This window comes from Virgibacillus halotolerans (genome assembly GCF_016908515.1).
Taxonomy (GTDB): Bacteria; Bacillota; Bacilli; order Bacillales; family Amphibacillaceae; genus Virgibacillus_M; species Virgibacillus_M halotolerans.
Genome location: NZ_JAFBEA010000015.1, coordinates 1 through 24,836, shown reverse-complemented (window position 1 = coordinate 24,836; position 24,836 = coordinate 1). Strand labels below are relative to the sequence as shown.

Sequence of the window (24,836 nt, the reverse complement as noted above, 5' to 3'; positions counted from 1 at the left end):
GATGATCGCTCATCCCTCGTTCTAATTTGCCATTTCTTTTGACTTAAATATAAAGATGGATCCAGTTAACAAAATGATAGTGATTGCCAATGTTATGATGGCCGTTGCAATGAGCTCAGTTGAAATTTGCTCCATCATCAGCATATCAAAAATGTGATCAGATAAATGTATCGGACTCCAGTTCAGGAACCGACCAAATATCTTTGTAACCAGACTCATGAGCATAATCGTTAAAACCGATAAAAAACCGACGACACCGACGGATTTAAATAATGTATTATAAAAAATCGATACAGTCACGACTAACGTGAGCCATAAACCATAAAAAAGTACGACAAGCAATAAGCTGCCAAAAGCTAAACTGCCATAAAGAATCGTAACGTAATACCAGCTTGCAAGCAGTCCTATAAATAATGCCCCCCATACCAAAACAATGAGTGCTGCCCACTTTGCGGTAATATAATTCCGATATGCTACAGGCTTTACAAGAATTAACTCGGAAACACCGCTCTTACGCTCCCCTGCGATCGTTCCCATGGAGATTAGTACAATAACAAGGACACCTAGGCTGCTGATTTGACCAAGGCTCATCATGATCACTTCTGAGGGGGTATAATCCGGTAGTTCAATGTTTGTGCCCTCGGGAAGTCCACCAGTTGCTTCAATGATTTGCGGTAAGTAATAATTAGAAATTGGATCCATGATGGCCATTAATATAATCACTAAAGGAAACCAGATCCATTTTTTATTCCGCCAATTTTCAAGCATCTCTTTTTGGAAAAGTGTTATCCATTGCATTATCTTTTCACCACTTTCATAAACATGTCTTCAAGCGAAGCTCGGTTGAGACTAAAGCTCGTCAGCGGCCAGTTCTCAGCGGATGCAACATGCAGAATGTCTTGCCTGGCTTGTGTAATATCTATTGCATTGACATGAAGCATATTTTGATCTACATAACTGCTTTCAATACTTGCCATTGCATTTACTTTTGCTTGATAGGGAATGCTGTCATGTTGAAATTCCAGTTCAATTTTGGCTGTTTGATACTTTTTTCTCAATTCAGCCATAGTACCGGATTCCACAATTTTACCTTGATGTAAAAGTAATAGTTCATCACTAACTTCATCCGCGTCACCTAAAATATGCGTGGAAAATAGGATCGTCATTTCTTGCTTTAGTTCTTCCATTAAAGTTAAAACTTCCCGTCTGCCAATTGGATCCAGTGAAGATACAGGCTCATCTAGCAATAACAGTTTTGGTTTGTGAATGGTTGCTTGGGCGATGCCTAGTCGTTGTTTCATCCCACCAGAGTATTTAGAAATATGCTGATCTCCAGCTTCTTCAATACCCACCTTTTTCAATAATTCAACTGCCCGTTTCTCGGCCTCTGCTTTTGGAGTATATGCAAGCTTTGCAGCGTAGACTAAAAACTCTTTGCCTGTCATCCAAGAATAAAAGACAGGATATTGCGGGAGGTAGCCAATCCATTTGCGAATATCTTCATTTTTTTCATTGTCAGCAAATGTAACACTTCCGGTTGTAGGAGTCAGGATTCCCGATAATGTTCTTAATATCGTTGTTTTACCGGCACCATTTGGACCAATTAATGCAATACATTTCCCTTTCTGGAATGTAAAACTGACGTGATCAACAGCAGCCTTTTTGTCGTATACCTTTGTTAGATTTGAAACTGTTAATAACGTCATTTAATGCTTGCTCCTTCCGAAAATAAAATATAAAATCGGACCCATTATATTTACAAAGATAATAATAAAAAACCACATCCATTTAGGGCCATTAAATCGATCCGCTTTTGCCCAGTCAATCAACGCCACGATCAATAATATTCCTTGAATGATGATAAAGGGGGCGATGACTGCCCAGTTAATGTTTTCAAAAACTTCCTGCATTTTGATGTCACTCCAATCTTTCTATTAATGTATATACGGATGAAGAACTGAAAAGGTTCTATAAAAATAAAAAAACCGAGTATCAACTCGATTTTTTAAATTTGTTCATATTGGTCAATCATATTGGAAAGTAATTGATGAATAGATAATTGCTTCTTCATTGGTAAACTTTTCAAACGATATATCTGTTCTTTAAGTGTCGGGTGTATCATGATATATTCAACCAATTCAACGACTTCCTCATCGAATGATTTCGACTTCGAACTGTAAATTCGCTTGAAATCTTTTAGAAGATCTTCACGAAAGGAAAGGTTTCCCGTGATATGGTCAAGCGTAATACCAAACACCTTACTCAGTTTAATCAGGGCCTCAATATCAGGTGTAACAGAATTATTCTCCCACTTAGCAATAACAGAACGCGAAACGGCAAGTTTTTCTGCAAGTTCCTTTTGTGTCCAGTCATTTTGTTCGCGGAAAAGTTTGATATTATGCGCTATTTGTTCGGAACTCATTATTATCACACTCTAAGCTATATAGTTTAGGATTAATTTGTGTAAATTTTTTAATCTAGATGTATTTAATCCTAACATGCTTAAAGGACGATAAGCATAAACATTTGTTCCTATTGGTCACATGTAGTAAAATGTTCATATACAGAACAAGAGGAGGGAGAAAGTAATGGTTGGTTGTTTAATATTATATCATGATTCCATTACGAGCATAACCAAATCTAAAATACTGCGGTCGATGTTCCATAAAAAGGAATTTGAAATTCATGTTCAGGATCATCGTACAGTTGTCCTATATGTATGGGATATGGAGGATGAGAAAGAAGAAATTTGGCAAGCAGCAGCTAATTTTGCATCAACGAATATCATTGTCGGTTATGGTTTCGGCAAGAGAAAGCAAGATGCAAAGGAAGCCGCCAATGAAATTTTAAATAGATGGGAATAGCTATGTTTATCTTTATAATAATGTAAGAATAAAAAACCAAAGCATTTAGCTTCGGTTTCCTTTTTGTGTTGATGAATGATAAATTTGATCAGCTTTTTTAAATTCCCGGTGATAATGTACTTCTTGCGTTTTAGATAAGAATCTCTCCTGCTGACTCACATTCGCTTTTTTCATCCAATATACAACCCCTCAGGTAATTTTTTACTTATTATTTAAAGGGTTGCCATCATCTGTAAAATTATACTATCTTAGGAAACCACAATATCGGTTGTGAACGATTCGTTTGACGTAAATTGGCGATAAGCCGTTTAAATCATTCTTATCCTGCATAAGTGCAACTAAAACTTTTGCTATGTAAAAAAACAAGTTTCCTGAACACAAAATCTATAGACTGCGACTTAAGAGCAAGTTGTTTTTCGCTGCGGACCGTTGCTTTCCGCGGGCACGGCTTCAGTCTCCTCGAGAAACCCACTCTGCGGGGTCTTCAGACTCGTGCTATTCCCGCAGGAGTCAACGGTCCTCCGCTCCAAACAACCATCATAAATTAAGCTTAATATTGTACTGTTGTCAAGCACCATGCTAGCGAAGGAAATACACGTAGACTCCTGCGGGAAAGCGAAGACGATGAGACCCCGCAACGAGCGCTCTTTGTGAGTGAGGAGGCTCATCGCGAGCCCGCGGAAAGCGTAGTGTATTTCCGTAGCGATAGGTTATGTTATGTCGCAGTTTCTAGCAAGTAGGAGAATTAAAAAGCACCAAAGCTTACGAAAAGGATGGTACTAAAAGTCATCTCTTTCATTTAATACGTTTATTTACAATTATTTATGCGGAAAGGAAATACTTTTTTTGTGACAAATTATGAATGTAATAAAAAGGACTAATTTCCTAAGGTTTAATTTCACGTAAAGCCTCATTTAAAAAGGGATAGCTAAATTCAAACCTGTAATCCAGTGCTTTCGTCGGCACAACATATTGCCCTTTTGTGATTAATTGACTCATTTCACCAATAGCAGCATGAATGAATGGGGAGGGAACAGGAAGCCAATAAGGCCTCTTTAACACGATTGCGAGTGCTTTCATCAAATCCTTATTGCGTTTTGGATTTGGTGCGGTTACATTAATCGGACCTTTTATGTGCCGGTTTGCTATACAAAATTCAATGAGCCGGACCACGTCTTTAATATGGACCCAAGATACCCACTGCCCTCCATCACCAATTTTACCGCCAGCAAACATTTTCACTGGGAGACTCATGTATGGGAGCGCACCTTTTCCCCCTAAAATCACACCAAATCGTGTGTAAACAGTCCGGATACCAAGTTCCTCCGCTTGTTTGGCACAAGTTTCCCATTTAACAACAACGTCTGCTAAAAAGTCGCGACCTGGTATCGTCGTTTCTTCACTAAACATGATATCTTCGGATGAACCATAATAACCAATAGCAGAACCACTAATGAATACATCGGGCTTTCTTGGAAGTTGCTTGATGATGTCAATCACGTGATTTGTTGCCTCTATTCTACTGTTTAAAATGGCATCCTTTTTCCTGTGGGACCAATAACCAAAAAGCGATTCACCTGCAAGATTGACTACCGCATGTATCGAGGGAAGCTGTTTTGCTGGATAATTGTAGTTAATATAAGTGGCATAATCTGTATTTAGATGTTTATCTGGGGATCTTGTAAGTATGTAGGTATGGTGGTTTTGTTGATGAAGCGACTTCGTTAGATTTTTCCCTACAAATCCTGTGCCACCAGTCATTAATATATTCAATTTGCAGCCTCCTTGTTCTAAGTATTTTAATTATAGTATATGCAGCTTTATCGATTCTTACTGTGGTGCCCGAGATAATTTTTCATGTTATCATAAGGGAAAGGGGGTGGGAAAACTTGAAAAAAATTTCCCGGATCACCACACAAAAGAAAAGTAAGAATCGGTATAATATCTTTTTAAGTAATGGCCAAGATGAAGCATATGGCTTTAGTGTAGACGAATCTATACTGATTGAATATAGGCTCCGCAAGCATCTTGAATTGGATGATGCCATGATCGCTACACTGGTACAAAAAGATACATTACATAAATCATATACCCAAACGATCAACTTTCTAAGCTATAGAATGCGAACTAAAAAAGAAATTCGCGATTATTTGGTGAAAAAAGAAGTCGATTCAGAGCATATTACCCAGATTATTGACAGACTGACGAAGGAAAAGCTACTGGATGATAAAGAGTTTGCTGAGATGTTTGTCCGTACAAGAATAAATACATCATCAAAAGGTCCCATGATTATAAAAAAGGAACTAATTGAAAAAGGTGTTTCCGCCTCGATTGCCGATGAAGCTGTGGAACACTATCCGTATGAAGCGCAATTCGAGAAAGTGACGAAATGGATCGAAAAGAAATTAAACCAAGGGAAAAAAGATTCATTCCGTAAGCAAGTACAGCAGCTGCAGGCAACTTTAATGCAAAAAGGATTTACGCAGGACGTGATTAAAGATGCATTAGCAGAAATAGCTGATGAAAAGGATGAGGACGCAGAATGGGATGCACTCATTTCACAAGGGGAAAAATTGTTAAGAAAGCATGAAGCGAAATTGGAAGGACGAGCACTAAATAATAAAGTTAAAGAAGCATTGTACCGAAAGGGATTTCAACTTGACCAGATTAACCGCTTTTTAGAGGAACATACAGCAGAATAGGGACCTGCTGTATGAACAGCAAATCCCTATTTTAGTGTGGTTTATCATTGATCAATGATAATTTCATTACGGCTGTCGTCTTCATTAAAAATTTGTTCGGCTACGATTTCAGGGCCTTTTAGCTTTGAGGGGTCCTTTACATGTGTTGAATCCTTCCAGAATGGGGTGTTCATGCCACCCATATATACTGCTGTTATAGACATCGGCTCATGTTCCCATTCTTTTTGTAAGCTTTCAGTCAGACCCCGGATTGCGAACTTACTTGCACAATAAAGTGATTCATTCATCTTGCCTCTTAATCCGGCAGTAGAAATGATCGTTAAGATACGTCCCTTGCTTTCTCTTATTAGCGGAAGTGCGGATTGGATGGTAAAAATGGTGCCTTTTATATTTGTGTCGATTGTGGCGTCAATGTCATTCATCTGATATTGATTAACAGGTCCGAAGATTCCGATCCCGGCACTATTAATTAATACATCCAATTCTCCGATTTGCTGGAAAGCAATGCTGACAGAAGCTTCCTGACGAACATCGCAAAGAATGACTTCTGCCTTCCCACCATTTTGTAGAATCATCTTTTGAACGATATGTAACTTTGAATCGGTGCGTCCTAATAAATAAACACTGTAATGATTTTCCGCATACTTAAGGGCCAAAGCTCTTCCAAGACCGCTTCCGGCTCCCGTAATGGCTACAGTAGGCATTGTTTTTCCCCCTTATGTTATATTATATATAAGTAGTATTATTTCTATTGTCCATAACAATGGATAAAATGTAAACTGAAAGGCAACTGAGTTGAAGGGGGAGTTTAAAATGAACTATCGATATAGTGATTATTCGATCGAGCAGCTTCGTCAGGAAGTAGGAAAGTTTAAAGAAAAGGCACAAAAAGCAGAACAACTTGGAAATATTTCTGAAGTAGCCATATATGAGCGAAAAATGCAGGTTGCTATAGCATATACATTAAATCCAGCAGACTTTCAAGCAAATGAGGTCTATTTATTGAACACAGATCCGGGGCATACCTTCAAAATAAATTATGTTAATGGTGTGTTTGCATGGGGGCATCGCATCAATCTTTTAGATGAAGTCTATGAAGCAGAAGAGGCGATTCCAATTTCTTTGTTAGGTGATAAAACGAACAAATGAAAAACAGCAGGTGCTCTCGCCTGCTGTTTTAAATTGGGTTGTCACCGACATACAGTTTGCTTTGCAGTTTCTGTTCGGAGAATATCCAACCGGTATAAGAACTCATGACGCGCATGTTGTCATCAATTTGTACAACGGCAACAAATGGATAGTATTCTTTAGAGCGGTAACGCAGATCAATGAAGCGAATTTCAGTAAAATCATCAAAATCATTTATTTCCCAACGATAAACTGGTGAAAAAGATAAAAATGCTGAAATATTTCTATCTTCTTTGGCAATTGACATCATGTCGGATTTTGGTAAAGGAACTTTTTTAAATTCATCCACAATCTCGATATGACCATTTTCAACTTTACCAACATAAAAATTATCATGGGTTGTAATAGCTACCCGCCAAAAATTTTGTTTAAGCGTTGGTGACGTTGAAATTTGTTCTGTTTGCGGGTAATAATCCTTGATTTTCTTAACAATTTCCCTTTTATCCATATATCGTTTAATGTAATATAGTACAATTACCGCGTAAATGATTAAAAAGGTGTATCCAGGATTTGCACCAAGTAGCCATGCACCAATACCTGCAATATGGAGAGCGAAAATGTAAGGATCAAAAGTGTTTATAAACCCATGGGCTATCCATTTATTGGAAAATGGCCTATAAGCCTGTGTACCGTAGGCATTAAATATATCCACAAAAACGTGAATGATCACGGCTAAAAAGGTCCACATCCATAAATGCAGCAGGTTTACTTGTGGAGCAAACAGGTGAATAATTCCTGCAATCAGAAGTCCCCATGTTATAACGGCTGGTAGAGAATGCGTTAATCCACGGTGATTGCGTATATAGGTTGCATTATTTTTCAATTTTAAAATTGTATCAAAGTCGGGGGCATGAGAGCCAACAATAGTGCCAACTAATACGGCATTAAACAGCGCTGGGTCACTACTTACAACAGGATCTAATGTAGCTAATCCACCCAGTGCAATCCCCATAACAATATGGGTACCGGTATCCATAGGTAAAAGTCCTCCTTCGGTTGTAAAGTATTTATTTGAACATGTTATTTATAGGTCATTTGGCTTAAATTTTATTTTGGAAAAGTATTTTATTCGTTTATTGTACCATAAAGGATGTGGAATTATGATAGAAAAGACGTTACAACATTTTAACATAGATGGATTTCAGCAGGATTTACTCACCTGGTATCAGGCAAATAAACGTGATCTTCCATGGCGTGCAGACCAGGACCCATATAGGGTATGGGTATCTGAAATTATGCTTCAGCAAACAAAAGTTGATACAGTTATTCCTTATTTTCAACGATTTATTGACAAATATCCAACTGTTTATGAACTGGCAGATGCAGACCCCCAGGATGTTCTAAAAGCCTGGGAGGGCTTAGGATACTATTCCCGCGCAAGGAACCTGCAAAACGCTGTTAAGGAAGTTGTTGCTACATATGGCGGAAAAGTTCCCAAAGATAGGGAGGAATTAGGTGCTTTAAAAGGAATTGGTCCATATACAAGAGGTGCGATTCTTTCGATTGCATACGATCAACCTGAGCCAGCAGTGGATGGTAATGTGATGCGTGTTATTTCCCGTGTTTTAAAAATTGAAGAAAATATTGCAGAACAGCGTGTGAAGAAATTGTTTGAAGCGTATGTTAGGGAGATAATCTCAGTGAATGATCCCGCATCCTTTAACCAAGCTTTAATGGAGCTGGGTGCACTTGTTTGTACCCCGAAATCACCAGATTGTCCTGTTTGCCCAATAAAGGAGCATTGTACTGCGTATAGAGAAGGAATCCAGCAAGAACTGCCAATCAAAACAAAGGCAAAGAAACAAAAAAGAATTCCATATGCAGTTCTTTTAATCAAGAATCAAAAAGAGGAATACTTGATTGAAAAGCGGCCTGACAGCGGACTATTAGCGAATCTTTGGCATTTTCCGATGGTACCGCTGGAAGAGGTTGAATTTGACGAGATAGCAAATTGGATATTTCGTGAATACGGCATCCGTGTGACGTTACATGATAAATTGGGGGAACTGAAGCATGTATTTACCCATCTTATTTGGCAGTTAGATATATACAATGCTGAAACGGATGATTCCAATATAAAGCATAGTGAGTTAATATTTGAAGAAAAAAGAAATCTGAAGGCATACCCATTTCCTGTTTCGCATTTAAAAATGATGAAATATTTGTAAGACGACATTTTAATTTCATTTTATAATGGTATACTTTACCATCGTCATTCGGTGGATAACATCTCGAATAATGGAGAAATTAATTATTGCGGAGGTGATACTGATGGCTAAAAAACCTAACAAAACAGCTGCAGGTACAAATGCTCAACATGTAAAACAGCAAAATCAACAAGCGGCACAGGGACAAAGTCAGTACGGTACTGAATTTGCGTCTGAGACAAACGCACAAGAAGTAAAACAGCAAAATCAAAAATCAGCACAACAAGCATCTCAACAAGCATCTCAGAACCAGGGTCAATACGGTACTGAATTTGCATCCGAAACAGATGCTCAGAAAGTGAAAAAGCAAAATCAAAAGTCGCAACAAAATAAAAAGTAATTACCTACCCCCAAATGTAATAGTTAAAAGAGCTTCCTTTCTTCAAGGGAGCTCTTTTTTTCTATAGTAAGAATAGGCTGTAGTCATAAAACTTTATATTTCGCACTAATGCCTTTATACTTAATGCAGATACGTAATGTGACGTGATTTAAATAATCAGGAAGGAAGATTGAATGGTAGCTCCGAGTGTAGGTGATCAAATTCAAATAAAAAGCTATAAACATAATGGCCAATTGCACCGTGTTTGGGAAAATAGCCAAGTGCTAAAAGGTACAGAAACAGTCGTAATTGGAGCCAATGACAAAACAACAGTTATCGAAAGCGATGGGCGCAAATGGGTAACAAGGGAGCCGGCAATATGCTACTTTCACTCTCAGTATTGGTTCAATGTGATTGGAATGCTTAAAAATGACGGTATTTATTATTATTGTAATATAAGTTCACCATTTGTTTATGATGAAGAAGCATTGAAATATATTGACTATGATCTGGATGTGAAGGTTTACCCGGATATGACGCATACCTTGCTGGATGAAGATGAATATGAAGAACATAAAAGACAAATGAACTATCCGCAAGTTCTCGATCGTATTTTGTACAAGAACATTGACTATCTCCTTAGGTGGGTTCGTCAACGACAGGGACCATTTTCACCTGATTTCGTCGATGAATGGTATGAACGTTATCTGACTTACCGCTAACTAATCCTTGTTACTTTTGTAGCAAGGCTTTTCTAATGACTAATAGATGTTGTTCAAAAATCCGGTAAAAATAATAGATCGAAATTCTGACGCTATTAATCAAGGAACTTCTGCTAAAACTACCTTGTTCTGTGGACGCCTAGGAAAGGCTAATGCAGGCATTTTCGCAGGTAAATAAGTATAAACAAAGAGGGTTATCTAGTCCATGTCGCTACAGAAATATACTACGCTTTCCACAGGCTGCACTGAGTCTCCTCAGAAAAGAAGACCACTTTTCTTGCGGGGTCTCAGCGACTACGCTTATCCTGTAGGAGTCTCCGTATATTTCTTACGCTCTGATGATATTTGGTTTTTGACAGTTAACTATTCTTGCATGATTAAAAAGGGAAAACAAGGGAAAATCGCTACTTCTTCCTTTTTAGAGAAGGAAGGTTACCTTAGATTATCATGGATGGTCGCGGAAGGTAGTCGACTCCAGCGGGCATTGAACCAAGTGATCTTCTTTGGTTTTTCTTTGCCTGTGGACGTCCAAGAGGGGCTAATGTAGGCGTTGTAAGAATTCTTTTCGATAGAAAGACGTAATCAGATTTAAGAGCGTTAGAAATCATCAGACTCGATCTTTTTTACCCTCTAATTTGAACTCGTACTAATAATGATTTTAATGAGGAAGATACATTTATGAGCAGTATTAAACAATATCTTAAATATGTAAAACCCTATAAATGGAAAATAGTTTGGACGATACTCATAGGGATCGTAAAATTTGGGATCCCGCTACTCATGCCACTTATTTTAAAGTATGTGATCGATAATATTATTGATGCTGGTCATTTGAGTGATTCAGAAAAAATAACACAATTATTCTGGATTATGGGTATCTCATTCATCGTTTTCCTCATATTACGGCCGCCGGTGGAATATATTCGACAGTATTTAGCACAATGGGTCGGTAATACAATTCTATATGATATAAGGGATAAATTATTTGATCATCTACAAAAGTTAAGTCTGAAATTTTACTCCAAGACAAAAACCGGGGAAATTATTTCCCGGGTAATAAATGATGTCGAACAATCGAAAAACTTTGTCATAACGGGATTAATGAATATTTGGCTCGATCTGGCTACAATTCTAATTGCCATTGGAATTATGCTCTCCATGGATGTTTGGTTAACGATTGTTGCGATCATCCTGTTTCCATTTTTCGGTATTTCCATCAAATACTTTTTTGGAAAGCTGCGGGAATTAACCAGGGAGCGCTCGCAAGCATTGGCGGAAGTCCAAGGGCATCTTCATGAACGTGTACAAGGCATACCAGTTACAAGAAGCTTTGCTCTGGAAGACTATGAACAGGCACAGTTTGCTGATCGAAACAAAAACTTTTTAGATAAAGCATTACGCCATACAAGCTGGAATGCGAAGACATTTGCCGTAACCAATACAATTACGGATGTAGCACCATTACTTGTTATTGCATTTGCTGGTTACCAGGTGATTAGTGGGAACCTGACATTGGGTACGATGGTCGCTTTTGTAGGATATATGGATAGAGTATATAGCCCATTAAGACGTTTAATTAATTCATCGACTACACTCGTCCAAGCAATGGCGTCAATTGACCGCGTATTTGAATTGTTAAATGTAAAACACGATATCACTGATAAAGATAACGCTGTTCAACTTCAACGGGTGAATGGTGATGTAGATATTGAAAATGTTTCCTTTCAATATGATGAAGAAGAGCGCTACGTATTGAAAAATGTCAATTTACATGTAAAAAAAGGCGAAACGATCGCCTTTGTAGGTATGAGTGGCGGCGGGAAATCGACATTAATCAGTTTGATTCCACGTTTTTATGATGTTAATAGTGGTTCAATTAAGGTTGATGGAATGGACGTTCGTGATGTAAAGGCCCGTTCATTGCGGGACAACATTGGTATGGTATTACAGGATAATATATTATTCAGTGAATCGATCGCAATGAATATTCGCATGGGTTATCCGGATGCAACAGATGAAGAGGTGATTACCGCAGCAAAAGCCGCTAAGGCACATGAATTCATTGAGGATTTGCCATATGGTTATGATACGTTAGTCGGCGAGCGCGGTGTGAAATTATCCGGAGGACAAAAGCAACGAATTGCCATTGCACGGGTATTTTTAAAAAATCCACCAATCCTTATTTTTGATGAAGCAACATCCGCGCTCGATCTGGAAAGTGAACATGCGATACAAGAAGCACTCGGGGAACTTGCATCAGACCGTACGACATTTATCGTGGCACATCGTCTGGCAACAATTACACATGCCGACAGAATTGTCGTAATAGAAAATGGAGCAATCCAGGAAATTGGGTCACACGATGAACTGATGCACTTGCAAGGCAGTTACTATAATTTATATCAGGTGCAAGATCTTGATAGTGGCATACCTGTAAAATAATGGAAAAAATAGCTTCTCACAATTATTGTGAGGAGCTATTTTTGTAACAGGATGATAAACGTATGCAACTTTTTAAAACACTATTTACTCATTTCTGCAAAGGCATGGCCAACAGCTTCTATCGTTTGATCGATATCTGTTTCGGTATGTTCTGTTGTTAAGAACCATGCTTCAAATTTGGATGGAGCCAGGTTGATTCCTTGTTGGAGCATAAGCTTAAAGAATCGTCCAAATGCTACACCGTCACTTGCATCCGCTTGGTCATAGTTGGTGATTTCATTTTCACCGAAGTAGACGGTCAATGCACCACGTAATCTATTGATAGAAATTGGAACACCATAATGACGGGCATGTTCCCAAATCCCTTTTTCCAGACGTGCACCAAGTTGATCCAGCTTTTCATATACACCTTGTGCTTGTAATACTTCTAAACAGGCGATTCCTGCAGCCATCGATGCAGGGTTACCGGCCATTGTTCCTGCCTGATATGCAGGCCCAAGTGGTGCAACCTGTTCCATGACATCTTGACGTCCACCATAGGCACCAATCGGTAAACCACCACCGATAATTTTCCCCATTGCAGTCATGTCTGGTTCAACGCCGTAAACTTGTTGTGCACTTCCATATGTAAAACGGAATGCAGTGATTACTTCGTCATATATAACTAAGGCGCCAGCATTGTGTGTTAGATCATTTACTGCTTGCAGGAAACCTTCATGCGGTTCGACAATCCCGAAGTTTCCTACGATTGGTTCTACTAAAACGGCAGCGATTTGATCTCCCCAATGGTCCAATGCCTCTTTGAAAGCATCTAAATTATTAAATGGAACGGTTATGACGTCTTCAGCGACAGCGGGAGGGATCCCAGCTGAATCTGGTGTTCCGAGTGTTGCTGGCCCTGAACCTGCTTCAACTAGTACGGCATCAAAATGACCATGATAACAGCCAGCAAATTTAATCACTTTATTGCGATTGGTGTATGCACGTGCCACGCGAATTGTGGTCATAACTGCTTCCGTACCAGAATTTACAAAACGAACTTTATCCAGTGATGGAATGGCGTTTTTTAACATCTTTGCGAATTTATTTTCCAATTTAGTTGGCGTACCATAGAGTACACCGTTTGTCGCAGCGGTAGAAATAGCTTCAGCAATGTGTGGGTGGGCATGTCCGGTAATGATTGGACCATATGCAGCTAAATAATCAATGTATTTATTGCCATCCACATCCCAGAAATAAGGGCCCTTCGCGTGTTCCATATAGATTGGAGTTCCACCTCCAACCCCTTTATAAGCGCGTGATGGAGAGTTAACACCACCAACAATATGTTTTTGGGCTTCTTCATGTAATGCCTCTGATTTTGAAAAATCCATGTTAAAAACTTCCTCCTTTAAATTACATTACTTTCTTTAGCTTTGCTGTGTATATATTTCGGATAAAAATAAAGTTTGCAAAATGAATCACAAAATATACGGATATAACGGTAATACTTGGTAAAACAACCGATGCAGAGAGCATGTTTTGTAGAATTTTAAATGCGAATAGAGCGTGAATAACAGCAATTAAAAATGGGATGAAAAATAGAATACCCAACTGTTTGGTTGCGATTTTTTTCATCTCCTTATCGGTTAAACCAATGCGATATAAAGAATGAAAATGGTTTAGATCCTTGTCGATACCCTGATACATTCGGAAATAAAGTATCGATCCAGCAGCTAAAAAGAAAAGCACACTAATAAATATACCAAAAAAGAAGGTATATGACATGCTTTCCTTCATGGTAACGTAAAAATCAGCCTGTGAATCAGCATGAAAGTTTTCATTAAAATCATAATCTGTAATATCAGCAATGTCATTGGCATAACGGATCCAATGAGGCGTATGCATCGCGTGCATGTACATTACTTCGTCATTTTCAGCTGCTCGATAAAAACGGTCGAACACTTCGTCAGAGACGATCATCGTAAAGTGGCCGAATATATTACCGTTTAATTGGGCCCCGATTAATTGAGCATGGAGGTCTGACTTTTCATTCCCTGACCTGATGGAAAGCCCTTTAAGTGGGTCCAATTGACGAATGTAGGCAAACTCGTCCACCATTAAATACGCATCATTTCCGGTAACTTTCGGCACCGCATTGTCTTGATTCAATTCCATCAGATGCTTATAGTCTGTATAAGCATAAATGGCTATCGATAGATCGTTCCAGTCACTGTACGCTGAATCTGACTTAACCACCATTGAACGGGCACTCATGGAATGATATGGAATCTCTTTCTTTTGGAACTTTTCTTCCACTTTGTTCACATGGTCCATAAATGCTGCTTGATTATCTTCTCCTTCGGTTATGAAAGTAACGTCCTGCGGAACAAATCGTTTTGCCTCTGTTTGGGCGCTTTGTAATAATCCATAAAGCACACCAGAGGAAGTGAAGGCAACAGCACTTAAAATGGTTACTAGAAAAAGCAAGCGGGCATTATCTTTTAATTTGAATGTTAAATCGGAAACGGTTAACATATTCAAATTGCGATAATATAGATGTTTATTTCTTCTTAGCCCATTTGTGAATGCGATGCTAAATTGCGTATAAAGGAAATAAGTCCCTGGAATGATAAAAACCAGGATGAGACCCATGCGTGGGAAAACATTAAACCAATTAGCTGTATAGGCTAAGTAGTAGGCATATCCAACAGCAGCAAGAGATAAGGAACTCAAAATATAGGAAAACCTCGGTGCTTTTTTAGATGTTTTAGCACCACGAAACACTTCCATCACAGATTTTGTTCGAAGCGTCCAAACAACAGCTAAGGAATTTACTTCAAACATGACAAAAAATAATAAAGCAGTTAAACCAATCGCTTTAAGCGATATATAAAAGGGTAAAGTGTGGTCTATATCAAGAATGAGAGAAAACACCATTAAAAATAGCTTTGTGAATAAGGAGCCAACGATTATCCCGGCTACAATAGAGGCAATACCGATGATCGTATTTTCCCATATCAGCATGCGATTCAATTGTGATTTACTGATTCCCAGTGTCGTTAACAGTCCATATTCCTTTTGACGAGATTTAACAAAGGAACTGGTTGAATAAAGAACAAACAGAAAAGAAAAACCGTAAATAATAACTTGTGAAAAGACAACGCCGCTTTTAACGATATCACGAAATTCATAGTGCGCGATATCTGGATGAAAGACAACGACGGCATACATGAAAAAGACAGTTACGGCAAACAGACAGCTTAAAAAGTAACTTAAATAGGCGCGGGTATTCCGCTTTACATTATTAAAAGCGAATTGTCTGAAGGTCATCCGTGTTGCCTCCTAACAATGATTGCACATTCAGAATGTCCTGGAAAAAGGTCTGTCGATTGTCACCACGGTGGATTTCATTAAATAATTTTCCATCTTTAATAAAAACGACTCGTCCTGAGAAGCTTGCGGCAAATGGATCATGGGTAACCATCACGGTTGTTGTTTTGCTTACTTTCTGTAAAGTACTCAATGACTCCATTACTTGTAAGGAGGCTTTTGAATCCAAATTTCCAGTTGGTTCGTCAGCAAATATGATTGCGGGGTCATGAATCAGCGCACGTGCAATTGCGGTCCGCTGCATTTGTCCGCCGGAAACTTCAAATGTCCGTTTATCGATAATCGATCCGATTCCTAACTGCTTTGATATGGTGCTCAGCTTATTTTTCATTTCGCTTACTTTTACTTTGTTTAATGTTAACGGGAGTAATATATTTTCACCAATCGTAAGGGTATCCAACAGGTTGTAATCTTGAAATATAAAACCCATATTTTTTCGTCTGAACTTTGCTAATTTATTTTTCGAAAAGCTGGTAATGGCAGATCCATTAATCGTAATTTTCCCGGATGTTGCTGTATCAATGGATGATAACAGGTTAAGCAAGGTTGTCTTACCACTGCCGGAAGGGCCCATTACAGCAATGAATTCTCCTTTTTCTACTGTTAAATTAAATTGACGTAAAGCTTCATAGCGCTTACCAAGCCTACTACCGTAAACTTTAGATAAGTTTTCAGCTACTAAAATGGACAATATAATCCCTCCTGATAAAACCGGCTATTTCTGTTTAGTATAACGATATAATTGTCTCTACTATAATGATTTACATTGCAAATCATTAAATGAAGCTTACAGTTTCGTAAGATTGTTTGTTTCCGTACTGCTGAATTCGATTGTAACCGTTGTTCCTATATTTCGTTGTGAAGTGACATTTAGGTCATGGCCCAGTGCATCACATATTTGCTTGGATAAGTGCAATCCCATTCCCGTTGATTCCCGGAAGCTTCGGCCATTTATGCCTGTAAAAAATGGATCAAAGATACGATGCACATCCTGAGATGGAATTCCATGTCCTGTATCACGAATCACCAGCTGCACCTTTCCTGGATTTTCTAGCACCGAAAAGTATATTTTATCCGAATCTTCCTTTGAGTATTTGATGGCGTTAGAAATAATCTGATTTAGAACAAAGCGAAGCCATTTGGAGTCAGTAACCACGATTATATGCTCGTCCATACTAACGGAGGGAAATACTTGATTACGGATAAAACTCGACTTAAAGTCACTGATCACTTCTTTCACCATATCTTTCAAGTTCATTTTATCTACATGAAAGTCTCGATCGAATTTTTGCAAGCGTGATTGGTATAAAGCAAGATCCAGACCTTGTTGTAGCTGTTCCAACTCTTCCTGCATGCTGTGGTAGAATGCTTCGGAAACAGCTAGTTTATCTTTTTGTAGTGTCAGATGCATCACGGATACAGGGGTTTTCATTTGGTGAACCCATTGTTGAATAAAATTGAATTCCAGTTGTTTTTGTTGCTTCAGTTGCTCAATCTCCGCAGCATAGTCACTCGTTTCCTGATCCCTTTGTGATTTTATATTTTCTAACATCTGGTTAGGGGGATCGGGAAACACACCTGATTGATTTTTTGTATAAAACGCTCGAAACTTATAATAACGAAAGGAAAGAAAGATAATCAAACAACTCGTTGGTAACACGAATAAATATATAATAATGTCAGCGCCTAATGGATTATCTGCTATCATCGAAGCAATTTGTGCGACCCCAATAATTAATACGCATTGCGAATAGAAAAACAAAATCAATGGAATTTCATCTTTTAAAAATTGCTTCACTGTGTTCCACTCCATGTATCTGTCATTTTATAGCCTGCCCCACGAACGGTATGGATACTGCCCGTGATTCCAATATCATCCAGCTTTTTGCGCAAGCGGGTCATATTCACGGAAAGGGTATTATCATCGACGAATTGTTCGTCATCCCAGAGCAACTCCAATAAATAAGTTCTCGATAAGACGTTGTTCATCTGGTCGACAAAGGCTTTCAATAAAACAAACTCATTTTTCGTAAGGGCTATCGATTGTGCTTTAAATTCCGCTTCCATTGCAGTTAAATGCAAATAAAATCCATTGATCTCGAGAAAATCCGTCTGCTTGCTGACTGCATAGGCTCCATAAATTCGCCGCATGATGCCTTTGATTTTTGCCTGAACCACGTCAAAGTTAAATGGCTTCGTAATATAGTCATCACCACCATTTTCAATTGCCATCACCTGATCCATGCCGGAGTCGCGTGCAGAAACAAAAATGATGGGGCAATTAGAAACACTGCGGATTTGTCTGCACCAATAAAATCCATCATAGCGTGGTAAGTTGATATCTAGCAACACAAGGTGTGGTTCCAATGCATGGAATTCTTCGATGATTTTATCGAACTGCTTTACAATTGTAACGTCATATTCATATCGTTCGAGGTAATCCTTTAATAAATTGGCAATTTTCGGGTCATCTTCAATTAAAAAAATCCGCTTCATTATAAACACCGCCTTTTATATGTATCTTACACTGATTGTATATAAATCACAGGAAAAAATAAATGACAAGCTTCCAAAGATGAAGCATACATTAGAGTATAAAGTGAAACTTCATTCAATGGGAGTTTTACTGCCCGCCAAACCGCGATAAAGTGATGAAGGGGATACGTATGCATATAATTCCTTTACTGTTGCTATTAGGAATCTGCCTCGTTATAGTGATAAGCTTATATGAATTTATTCGGGGGCGGAATTTCCGTCCTGTGATAAAATTGAAGGAAAGTCGTTTTTCTATGGAGTTATTTTACACATTATTAATTATATATATTATTGTTATCCTTGGGTTTGGGATGATTTATTTTATCCTATCCTTCCAAGATATCATTTTAGTGGAGTATGGTGAAATGAGACAAGTCGATATAATTGGATCGGCGGTTCACTCTGTTTATTTTAGTGGCGTGACATTATTAACGATAGGCTATGGAGATATTACTCCCCTTGGGATTGGACGGGCTATTGCATTGATAGAAGCACTGATCGGTTATGTATTGCCAACTGCATTTGTATTAAAATTGGTACAATCACAACAAGTAAGTAAAGATGAATGAATCAATCCCTGCTCTATGCTATAGTTATGATATAGTTAAACACGCATGGAGGGATTTAGTAATGACCGTAGAAATTGGAAAACAAGTAGCAGATTTCACATTACCCAATCAGCAAGGTGAGGATGTAAGCTTGTCTGATTTTAAAGGCAAGAAAGTGGTTTTATATTTTTATCCTAAGGATATGACGCCAGGCTGTACAACACAAGCATGCGATTTTAGGGATGAACATGAAAAGTTTGGTGAACTGAATGCAGTGATTATCGGGGTAAGTCCGGATCCGGTGGAAAGCCATCAGAAATTTATCGATAAGCATGATTTACCGTTTTTACTTTTAGCTGATGCTGATCATAAACTGGCAGAAGCATTTGATGTATGGAAACTGAAAAAGAATTTCGGAAAAGAATATTATGGGATTGAGCGATCGACATTTATCATCGATGAAACAGGGAAATTGCAAAAGGAATATCGCAAAGTAAGTGTAAAAGGGCATGTCGAAGAAGCGTTGAATTTCATTAAAGAAAATAAATAATTGTTCAAAAGCAGTCCTAATATATGGGGCTGCTTTTGTTGCCTAAAAAAGCAAAAAACAGGTATGATAGAAGCAACTAGAAAAGAGGGGGAATGGTAATGATTCTTTTTTCTGCAAAAATATCAAGCAAACACCAGGAAAGATTAAAAGTAAATTATCCGAAACAAGACTTTATGTTCTGTGAAAATCAGATGGCGCTCGAGCAGCACATTAGCGAAGCAGAAATTGTAGTTACTTTTGGCAGAGATCTTTCAGCTGAATTAATAGAGAAGGCCCATCAATTGAAATGGATTATGGTGATGTCTGCCGGGCTGGAGGATTTGCCGTTTAAGGAAATCAAGAAAAAGGGTATACTTGTTACAAATACGCGTGGTATCCATAAGGTTCAAATGGCAGAATATGCCATTTCAATGCTTTTACAAGTTTATCGTCAAGGCAAAGTTATTATGAAAAATGAACAGCAACACATTTGGGACAAATCGGTTCGCATGCAAGAAATTACGAACAAAACGCTCATCGTTGTAGGAACAGGTGCGATCGGACAAGAAGTTGCACGGCTCGCTAAGGCTTTTCGTATGAAAACAATCGGTGTTTCCCGGAGTGGTAGACCAGTGGAGTTCTTTGATGAAAATTATAAACAAGGTGAGATAAGTCAGTTACTGCCAGAAGCAGATTTCATTGTATCCGTTCTTCCAAGTACAGACGAAACAAAGGGCTTCTTTACATACGAACATTTCAGATTGCTTCCTGAACATGCGGTATTTTTAAACATGGGACGCGGAAACGTTGTCAGCACAGAAGATTTGTTGAAAGCTATACAAAATAAAGAAATTGCACATGTTGTCCTGGATGTATTTGAAGAAGAACCATTACCAGAAGACCATGCTTTTTGGCAAGCGGAAAATATAACCATTACACCTCATATTTCAGGACTTTCCCCATATTATATGGTACGTGCCTTGGAGATATTTGAACCGAACCTGGACACTTATTTGACTGGTAAGGGTGCATATATGAATGAAATCGATCCTACGAGGGGGTATTAATCATGCGAATTTATACACGTTCAGGTGATAAAGGGAAGACTTCATTAATTTATGGGCAGCGCGTTGCAAAAAATGATTTACGTGTGGAAGCCTATGGGACATGTGATGAAGCTAACTCTATGATTGGCTTGGCACTAAGCTTCTTGGATAAAGAAGATTGGGACGGAAAGGAAGCTTTTCTCGAGCGCATGCACCGTGTCCAAACGATTCTATTTCATGTTGGTGCAGAGCTCGCTACACCAAACGGGAAAAAGGTAACCTGGGAATTAAAAAAGGAACATATTCAGGAGCTGGAAGACCAAATTGATGAATGGGACAAAGATCTAGAAGCATTAACACAGTTTATCCTTCCGTCAGGTAATAGTACATCAAGTGCGCTGCATACAGCACGAACAATCACTAGAAGGGCAGAACGTACAGCAGTTGGATTAGGTGACGAACTGACCAATCCGCTCGTTGTTTCTTATATTAATCGCTTATCCGACTATTTGTTTGTTGCAGCACGGTATGTCAATCAGTGTTTAGGTGGAGAGGAAATTCCGCTGAAAGCAGACATTTAAAGAAACGAAGATATCTGCTAGATAAATGGTAGGTATCTTTTTTTAGGTAGAAGTGCTAAATACTAATGGATCATAATATGCTAAGATTGACAGGACGTACTAATAGATAGTACACTAATTATAAAGATTATAATGTAATAATATTGTTAGATACGAATATATTATCGAAAGTGAGGTGGTTGACGGTGTCTGAACAGCGTTTACAAGAAGCAATTGGTACATTAAAAGAATCAGGCGTCCGGATAACACCACAACGGCATGCTGTCCTTGAATTTCTTCTGAACTCGATGACCCATCCTACAGCTGATGAGATCTACAAAGCACTCGAAAGTAAATTCCCTAATATGAGTGTGGCAACTGTGTACAATAATCTGCGTGTGTTGCGTGAAATTGGACTTGTTCGTGAATTAACCTATGGTGATTCGTCAAGCAGGTTTGATTGCAGCACAACAGAACATTATCATATTATTTGTGATGTATGCGGTAAGATTGTGGATTTCCATTATCCATCTTTAGATGAGGTGGAGTCCTTAGCTGAACAGGTAACAGGGTTCGATGTAAGTTATCATCGACTGGAGATTTATGGGACGTGCGAGAAATGTAAGGCCTTGGCAACACAAAAGCATTAATACTTCTTAAAAAATCCAAAGACACATTGATGTCTTTGGATTTTTTTTAGCAGTTAAGAAAGCATAACTACTTTCTTAGCACCTTAGTTTTCTAAGGAGAGCATTACTTGAACCCACTTCCGAACACTGTTTATTAACCAGATGCCCGTACAATCGCGAAGATCATCAAGCGTGATCTTTCTTTCACTTATTGTGCCGGATTCTACCAATGAATCTCGATAGGTACCGGCAAGTAAGCCGCATTCGACTGGTGGGGTATAAAGACCATCGTTTATTTCAACGACGATATTGCCAATTGTAAATTCCGTTATTTCTCGTTTTTTATTCCATAGTAAAACATCGAAAACCCCAGGAAATTCATTCAATCGTTTTTCATATACCATTCTGTTTGTTGTTTTATGATATAAGAATATATTTGCTATATCAATAGGTGTACTTGCAAGCCTTACAGGGACTGGTGTGCTGATAGGGCTTAATTCATTTGCTTCCAATGTAATTGCAGCGTTTTCGTTTACAAGTAAACGCACTTTCCATTGTTTATTATCATTTTCTTTTGCGAAATCAACCAGTTTATTTTGAACTAACGCAAGATCTATATTAAATTGAAAAAAGTCTGCAGAACGCTTTAGCCGCTTTAGATGATTTTCTAACAAGAGATAGCTCCCGTTAGAAAGGGAAAGGGATTCAAGTAATTGGAATTGCTTCCTATTTTTTTCGAGTATTCTCGCCTTAACCAAAACTTCCTCATATTCTTCTACGGCAGTGGAATCCTTAGTAATAGCGCCACCTGCGCCGTATGTGGCAGTGCCATTTTGATTATCAATCATTACAGTACGAATCGGCACATTGAAAATTGCCTCTTGTTCAGGTGTAATAAAACCAATTGCGCCACAATATATTTCCCGCGGGTCAGACTCCAAATCCTTGATGATATTAATTGCTTCCGTTTTAGGTGATCCAGTGATGGAACCGCATGGAAACATTGCTTTGAAAATATCTATTATGTCCTTACTAGGTGAAATATCTGCCGTTACGGTTGATGTCATTTGATAGACGGTTGGATATGTTTCAATAGAAAATAACGCTGGTACTTTAATTGTTCCAGGGATTGCAATTGTGTCTAGTTCTTGCTGCATCACCTGGACAATCATTTCATTTTCAGCCCGATTTTTCTTAGAATGATAGAGCCACTTAGCATTTGCCTGATCTTCTGCAGTTGTTTTCCCACGGCCGATTGTTCCTTTCATTGGCTTCGTCGTAATCTTGTTATCTTTTAAATGAAAAAACAACTCAGGAGAAGCAGATAGTATTGTAAAGTCGCCAATATCTAAATAGGCACTATAGTTAGCAGATTGTGCTTCTGCCAGTTGTTCGTAGTAAGCTATGGAGTCACCTCTAAATTGTGATTCCATCTGGAGCGTATAATTTACCTGAGATATATCTCCTTGTTTAATGTGTTGTTTTATTTGAGTAATATTGCGATTATATGTTTCAATATTGGTTTGCTCTCGCCATTTTGAAGTATAGAAAGGCTTCGTAGATTGTGATGAATTTCTTGCCGGTTGATCGAACAGTCCAAACCAGAGTAAAGGCATTTTTTGATTGGTATGTACACGGAATGAACGATTAAATGCCGGGGCAGCTTCATAAGATAGATAACCTGCGGCATAATATCCATTTTTTACAGCGTCTTGTACTTTCTGTAAAGCGGGAAGAACTTCGTCTATGGTTGAAGCGGTGATTATTTCTTGTGGGTTTCTGAATGTAAAAGTATTCTCTTTCCCCTGATAGTCTTTAAAATCAAAACGGAGCAATGGATTCATTATTGGACACTTCCTTTATGAAAATAACATTAAGTGAAGTATACCAAAAAATAGAACCCGACATATGGCGGATTCTATTTTTCATCACTATTCTTTTTTGCGGCTTCTCTTTTGTAGCGCCGTGTATTATATTTCTCATCGAATTCCTTGCCTTCTAAATCCTTATCCAATGTTAAAGGTTGCTTACAGTGCATGCATGCGTCCACGCGTCCAAGCATCTTGGTCGGTTTCTCGCAATTTGGGCAGATGATTGGCACAGCTTTCATCGACAATGTACCGATCCATAAATAAACAACACAGCTTAATAAGACGAATATAACGCCAAGAATAAAGAATGTTAACATTAACCATCCAATTTTTTTACTTAAAATGCCACCATACATTAATAAAATGCCTGCAAAAATTAAAATCAAGGCAAATGAACGTATTTTATTTATTTTACTTGAATAAACTAATTGTTGTTCAGCCATGGTTGTCCTCCTTCAATCTTACATTGGTAGTATAGCATATTATAAATTGAAATTCGTTTTTGAGAAAGGGATTTGACTTAATTGTAACGAATTAGAATTGGGAATACGGAGGTGATAATAGTTGGAGGAAATGATGGAGGGATTGGTAGAATTGATTTTATCTATAAAAATGATATGCGCTTAACTTAGGCGTAGTTAATGCTGAAAATGATAGAAGAATATAAAAACAAAATAGATTAAAAAATAAAAGGCAGGTTTTTCATTCTTATAAAGTGAAACTTCATTCAGGGAAGGTTTCGACGCACAAGACGTGCTAATGCAAAGGTTTTCAGTGGGGCGAGCGATAGCGGAGTCCCAGGCGTTGCTACTAGAGGTGGCAATTTTAATCTTGTGTCCCTGCTTGCAGGGCTTGTGCGGACAATTATCCTCACCTAAAGTTTTCGGTGTCCTTATTTTTTTAGGGGGGAGTTTACTGCCCACCAAACTGCGATAAAATGACTTGCGCAAAATAGTTGCGTGCCACAAGGGAGTAAATAGTATTTGTTGCCGATTTTCTAATCTCTTTGTATTCCTCTTTCTTCATATAATAGGATCAATTTGATTTGCATAAAAAACATTTTTTGTAAATTAGTCGTTGACTTTGTATTTGAACCATGATAAAGTTTTGAATGTCGCCAAAAACGAATTGGTTTTCGCGACACAGTAAAATTAAAAAACATACAAAAAAGAGTTGACATTAAAAACTCTCTATGGTATATTAATGAAGTCGCTGTTTTGAAGCGGCGCAAAACATTTGCTCCTTGAAAACTGAACAAAACAACCAGTATGTCAAGAAAAACAGAGACTGTTTTTCGAACAT

General features: G+C 38.2%; 28 protein-coding genes. 12 read left to right on the top strand and 16 right to left on the bottom strand.

The features are described from left to right. Positions 1 to 21: 21 nt before the first annotated feature. The 4 genes from JOC34_RS21220 to JOC34_RS21205 form a co-directional block, all read right to left on the bottom strand. Positions 22 to 798, bottom strand: a complete 777-nt coding sequence (locus JOC34_RS21220; protein WP_205138806.1) for an ABC transporter permease — start codon at positions 796 to 798, stop codon at positions 22 to 24. After that, positions 798 to 1,706 (bottom strand): ABC transporter ATP-binding protein, encoded by a 909-nt coding sequence (locus tag JOC34_RS21215; RefSeq protein WP_205138805.1) that lies wholly within the window; start codon positions 1,704 to 1,706, stop codon positions 798 to 800. The genes JOC34_RS21220 and JOC34_RS21215 overlap by 1 nt, the downstream gene beginning before the upstream one ends. Continuing rightward, entirely contained in the window at positions 1,707 to 1,910 is a 204-nt protein-coding gene (locus JOC34_RS21210; RefSeq protein ID WP_205138804.1) for a PLD nuclease N-terminal domain-containing protein, read from the bottom strand. Between the two features lie 95 nt (positions 1,911 to 2,005). Next, a complete protein-coding gene (locus JOC34_RS21205) occupies positions 2,006 to 2,422 on the bottom strand; it encodes a helix-turn-helix domain-containing protein (RefSeq protein ID WP_205138803.1) in 417 nt (138 codons plus the stop codon). A 166-nt stretch (positions 2,423 to 2,588) separates the two neighbouring features. On the opposite strand from JOC34_RS21205, the gene JOC34_RS21200 reads away from it, so the two are divergent. Next, the gene (locus JOC34_RS21200) at positions 2,589 to 2,864 is read left to right on the top strand and encodes a hypothetical protein (RefSeq protein WP_205138802.1); all 276 of its coding nucleotides are present in this window, start codon (positions 2,589 to 2,591) and stop codon (positions 2,862 to 2,864) included. A 45-nt stretch (positions 2,865 to 2,909) separates the two neighbouring features. On the opposite strand, the gene JOC34_RS21195 is transcribed toward JOC34_RS21200, so the two are convergent. Both JOC34_RS21195 and JOC34_RS21190 read right to left on the bottom strand, forming a co-directional pair. Next, complete coding sequence (locus tag JOC34_RS21195) at positions 2,910 to 3,038, bottom strand: YfhE family protein (RefSeq protein ID WP_205138801.1); 129 nt, start codon at positions 3,036 to 3,038, stop codon at positions 2,910 to 2,912. 711 nt (positions 3,039 to 3,749) lie between these two features. Then, positions 3,750 to 4,637 (bottom strand): TIGR01777 family oxidoreductase, encoded by an 888-nt coding sequence (locus JOC34_RS21190; RefSeq protein ID WP_205138800.1) that lies wholly within the window; start codon positions 4,635 to 4,637, stop codon positions 3,750 to 3,752. A 116-nt stretch (positions 4,638 to 4,753) separates the two neighbouring features. Here JOC34_RS21190 and recX point away from each other — a divergent pair, with 116 nt between their 5' ends. Next, the gene (gene recX / locus JOC34_RS21185; RefSeq protein WP_205138799.1) at positions 4,754 to 5,566 is read left to right on the top strand and encodes a recombination regulator RecX; all 813 of its coding nucleotides are present in this window, start codon (positions 4,754 to 4,756) and stop codon (positions 5,564 to 5,566) included. Positions 5,567 to 5,610: 44 nt separating this feature from the next. Here recX and JOC34_RS21180 read toward each other — a convergent pair whose 3' ends face one another. After that, positions 5,611 to 6,270, bottom strand: coding sequence for an SDR family NAD(P)-dependent oxidoreductase (locus JOC34_RS21180; RefSeq protein WP_205138798.1), 660 nt, complete (start codon positions 6,268 to 6,270; stop codon positions 5,611 to 5,613). Positions 6,271 to 6,379: 109 nt separating this feature from the next. On the opposite strand from JOC34_RS21180, the gene JOC34_RS21175 reads away from it, so the two are divergent. Next, positions 6,380 to 6,715, top strand: coding sequence for a YfhH family protein (locus JOC34_RS21175; protein WP_205138797.1), 336 nt, complete (start codon positions 6,380 to 6,382; stop codon positions 6,713 to 6,715). 28 nt (positions 6,716 to 6,743) lie between these two features. On the opposite strand, the gene JOC34_RS21170 is transcribed toward JOC34_RS21175, so the two are convergent. Then, positions 6,744 to 7,730: a metal-dependent hydrolase gene (locus tag JOC34_RS21170; RefSeq protein WP_205138796.1), complete on the bottom strand. Its 987-nt coding sequence runs from the start codon at positions 7,728 to 7,730 to the stop codon at positions 6,744 to 6,746. 124 nt (positions 7,731 to 7,854) lie between these two features. On the opposite strand from JOC34_RS21170, the gene mutY reads away from it, so the two are divergent. The 4 genes from mutY to JOC34_RS21150 all read left to right on the top strand — a co-directional run bounded on the left by mutY (position 7,855) and on the right by JOC34_RS21150 (position 12,444). Then, positions 7,855 to 8,922 (top strand): A/G-specific adenine glycosylase, encoded by a 1,068-nt coding sequence (gene mutY, locus JOC34_RS21165; RefSeq protein ID WP_205138795.1) that lies wholly within the window; start codon positions 7,855 to 7,857, stop codon positions 8,920 to 8,922. A gap of 103 nt (positions 8,923 to 9,025) precedes the next feature. Next, positions 9,026 to 9,301, top strand: a complete 276-nt coding sequence (locus JOC34_RS21160; protein WP_205138794.1) for a gamma-type small acid-soluble spore protein — start codon at positions 9,026 to 9,028, stop codon at positions 9,299 to 9,301. Between the two features lie 173 nt (positions 9,302 to 9,474). Beyond that, positions 9,475 to 10,002, top strand: a complete 528-nt coding sequence (ntdP, locus tag JOC34_RS21155) for a nucleoside tri-diphosphate phosphatase (RefSeq protein ID WP_205138793.1) — start codon at positions 9,475 to 9,477, stop codon at positions 10,000 to 10,002. A gap of 678 nt (positions 10,003 to 10,680) precedes the next feature. Further along, the gene (locus JOC34_RS21150) at positions 10,681 to 12,444 is read left to right on the top strand and encodes an ABC transporter ATP-binding protein (RefSeq protein ID WP_205138792.1); all 1,764 of its coding nucleotides are present in this window, start codon (positions 10,681 to 10,683) and stop codon (positions 12,442 to 12,444) included. Between the two features lie 80 nt (positions 12,445 to 12,524). Here JOC34_RS21150 and JOC34_RS21145 read toward each other — a convergent pair whose 3' ends face one another. The 5 genes from JOC34_RS21145 to JOC34_RS21125 form a co-directional block, all read right to left on the bottom strand. Continuing rightward, positions 12,525 to 13,817, bottom strand: a complete 1,293-nt coding sequence (locus JOC34_RS21145) for a glutamate-1-semialdehyde 2,1-aminomutase (protein ID WP_205138791.1) — start codon at positions 13,815 to 13,817, stop codon at positions 12,525 to 12,527. 22 nt (positions 13,818 to 13,839) lie between these two features. Further along, positions 13,840 to 15,756, bottom strand: a complete 1,917-nt coding sequence (locus JOC34_RS21140) for an ABC transporter permease (protein WP_205138790.1) — start codon at positions 15,754 to 15,756, stop codon at positions 13,840 to 13,842. Next, positions 15,731 to 16,507 carry an ABC transporter ATP-binding protein gene (locus JOC34_RS21135; RefSeq protein ID WP_205138789.1) on the bottom strand — a complete coding sequence of 259 codons (777 nt, stop codon included), beginning with the start codon at positions 16,505 to 16,507 and terminating at the stop codon, positions 15,731 to 15,733. Before JOC34_RS21135 ends, JOC34_RS21140 begins: the two co-directional genes overlap by 26 nt. Positions 16,508 to 16,603: 96 nt before the next feature. Beyond that, on the bottom strand, positions 16,604 to 17,614 hold the full coding sequence (locus tag JOC34_RS22140) for an ATP-binding protein (RefSeq protein ID WP_205138788.1): 1,011 nt from the start codon (positions 17,612 to 17,614) through the stop codon (positions 16,604 to 16,606). Beyond that, the gene (locus tag JOC34_RS21125; RefSeq protein ID WP_205138787.1) at positions 17,611 to 18,312 is read right to left on the bottom strand and encodes a response regulator transcription factor; all 702 of its coding nucleotides are present in this window, start codon (positions 18,310 to 18,312) and stop codon (positions 17,611 to 17,613) included. Before JOC34_RS21125 ends, JOC34_RS22140 begins: the two co-directional genes overlap by 4 nt. 293 nt (positions 18,313 to 18,605) lie before the next feature. On the opposite strand from JOC34_RS21125, the gene JOC34_RS21120 reads away from it, so the two are divergent. From JOC34_RS21120 to perR, 5 genes are all read left to right on the top strand, one after another. Continuing rightward, a complete protein-coding gene (locus JOC34_RS21120; protein ID WP_239544662.1) occupies positions 18,606 to 18,920 on the top strand; it encodes a potassium channel family protein in 315 nt (104 codons plus the stop codon). Positions 18,921 to 18,981: 61 nt separating this feature from the next. Beyond that, entirely contained in the window at positions 18,982 to 19,449 is a 468-nt protein-coding gene (gene bcp, locus JOC34_RS21115; RefSeq protein WP_205138785.1) for a thioredoxin-dependent thiol peroxidase, read from the top strand. Positions 19,450 to 19,547: 98 nt separating this feature from the next. Beyond that, positions 19,548 to 20,495, top strand: a complete 948-nt coding sequence (locus JOC34_RS21110; protein WP_205138784.1) for a D-2-hydroxyacid dehydrogenase — start codon at positions 19,548 to 19,550, stop codon at positions 20,493 to 20,495. Between the two features lie 2 nt (positions 20,496 to 20,497). Further along, positions 20,498 to 21,055: a cob(I)yrinic acid a,c-diamide adenosyltransferase gene (locus JOC34_RS21105; RefSeq protein ID WP_205138783.1), complete on the top strand. Its 558-nt coding sequence runs from the start codon at positions 20,498 to 20,500 to the stop codon at positions 21,053 to 21,055. Positions 21,056 to 21,240: 185 nt separating this feature from the next. Beyond that, entirely contained in the window at positions 21,241 to 21,684 is a 444-nt protein-coding gene (gene perR / locus JOC34_RS21100) for a peroxide-responsive transcriptional repressor PerR (protein WP_205138782.1), read from the top strand. An 83-nt stretch (positions 21,685 to 21,767) separates the two neighbouring features. Here perR and pabB read toward each other — a convergent pair whose 3' ends face one another. The 3 genes from pabB to JOC34_RS21085 all read right to left on the bottom strand — a co-directional run. Beyond that, positions 21,768 to 23,507 (bottom strand): aminodeoxychorismate synthase component I, encoded by a 1,740-nt coding sequence (gene pabB, locus JOC34_RS21095; protein WP_205138781.1) that lies wholly within the window; start codon positions 23,505 to 23,507, stop codon positions 21,768 to 21,770. 74 nt (positions 23,508 to 23,581) lie between these two features. After that, a complete protein-coding gene (locus JOC34_RS21090) occupies positions 23,582 to 23,977 on the bottom strand; it encodes a YgzB family protein (RefSeq protein WP_205138780.1) in 396 nt (131 codons plus the stop codon). Positions 23,978 to 24,531: 554 nt separating this feature from the next. Then, positions 24,532 to 24,836 (bottom strand): hypothetical protein (locus tag JOC34_RS21085; RefSeq protein ID WP_205138779.1); only part of this gene is annotated, 305 nt, incomplete at its 5' end.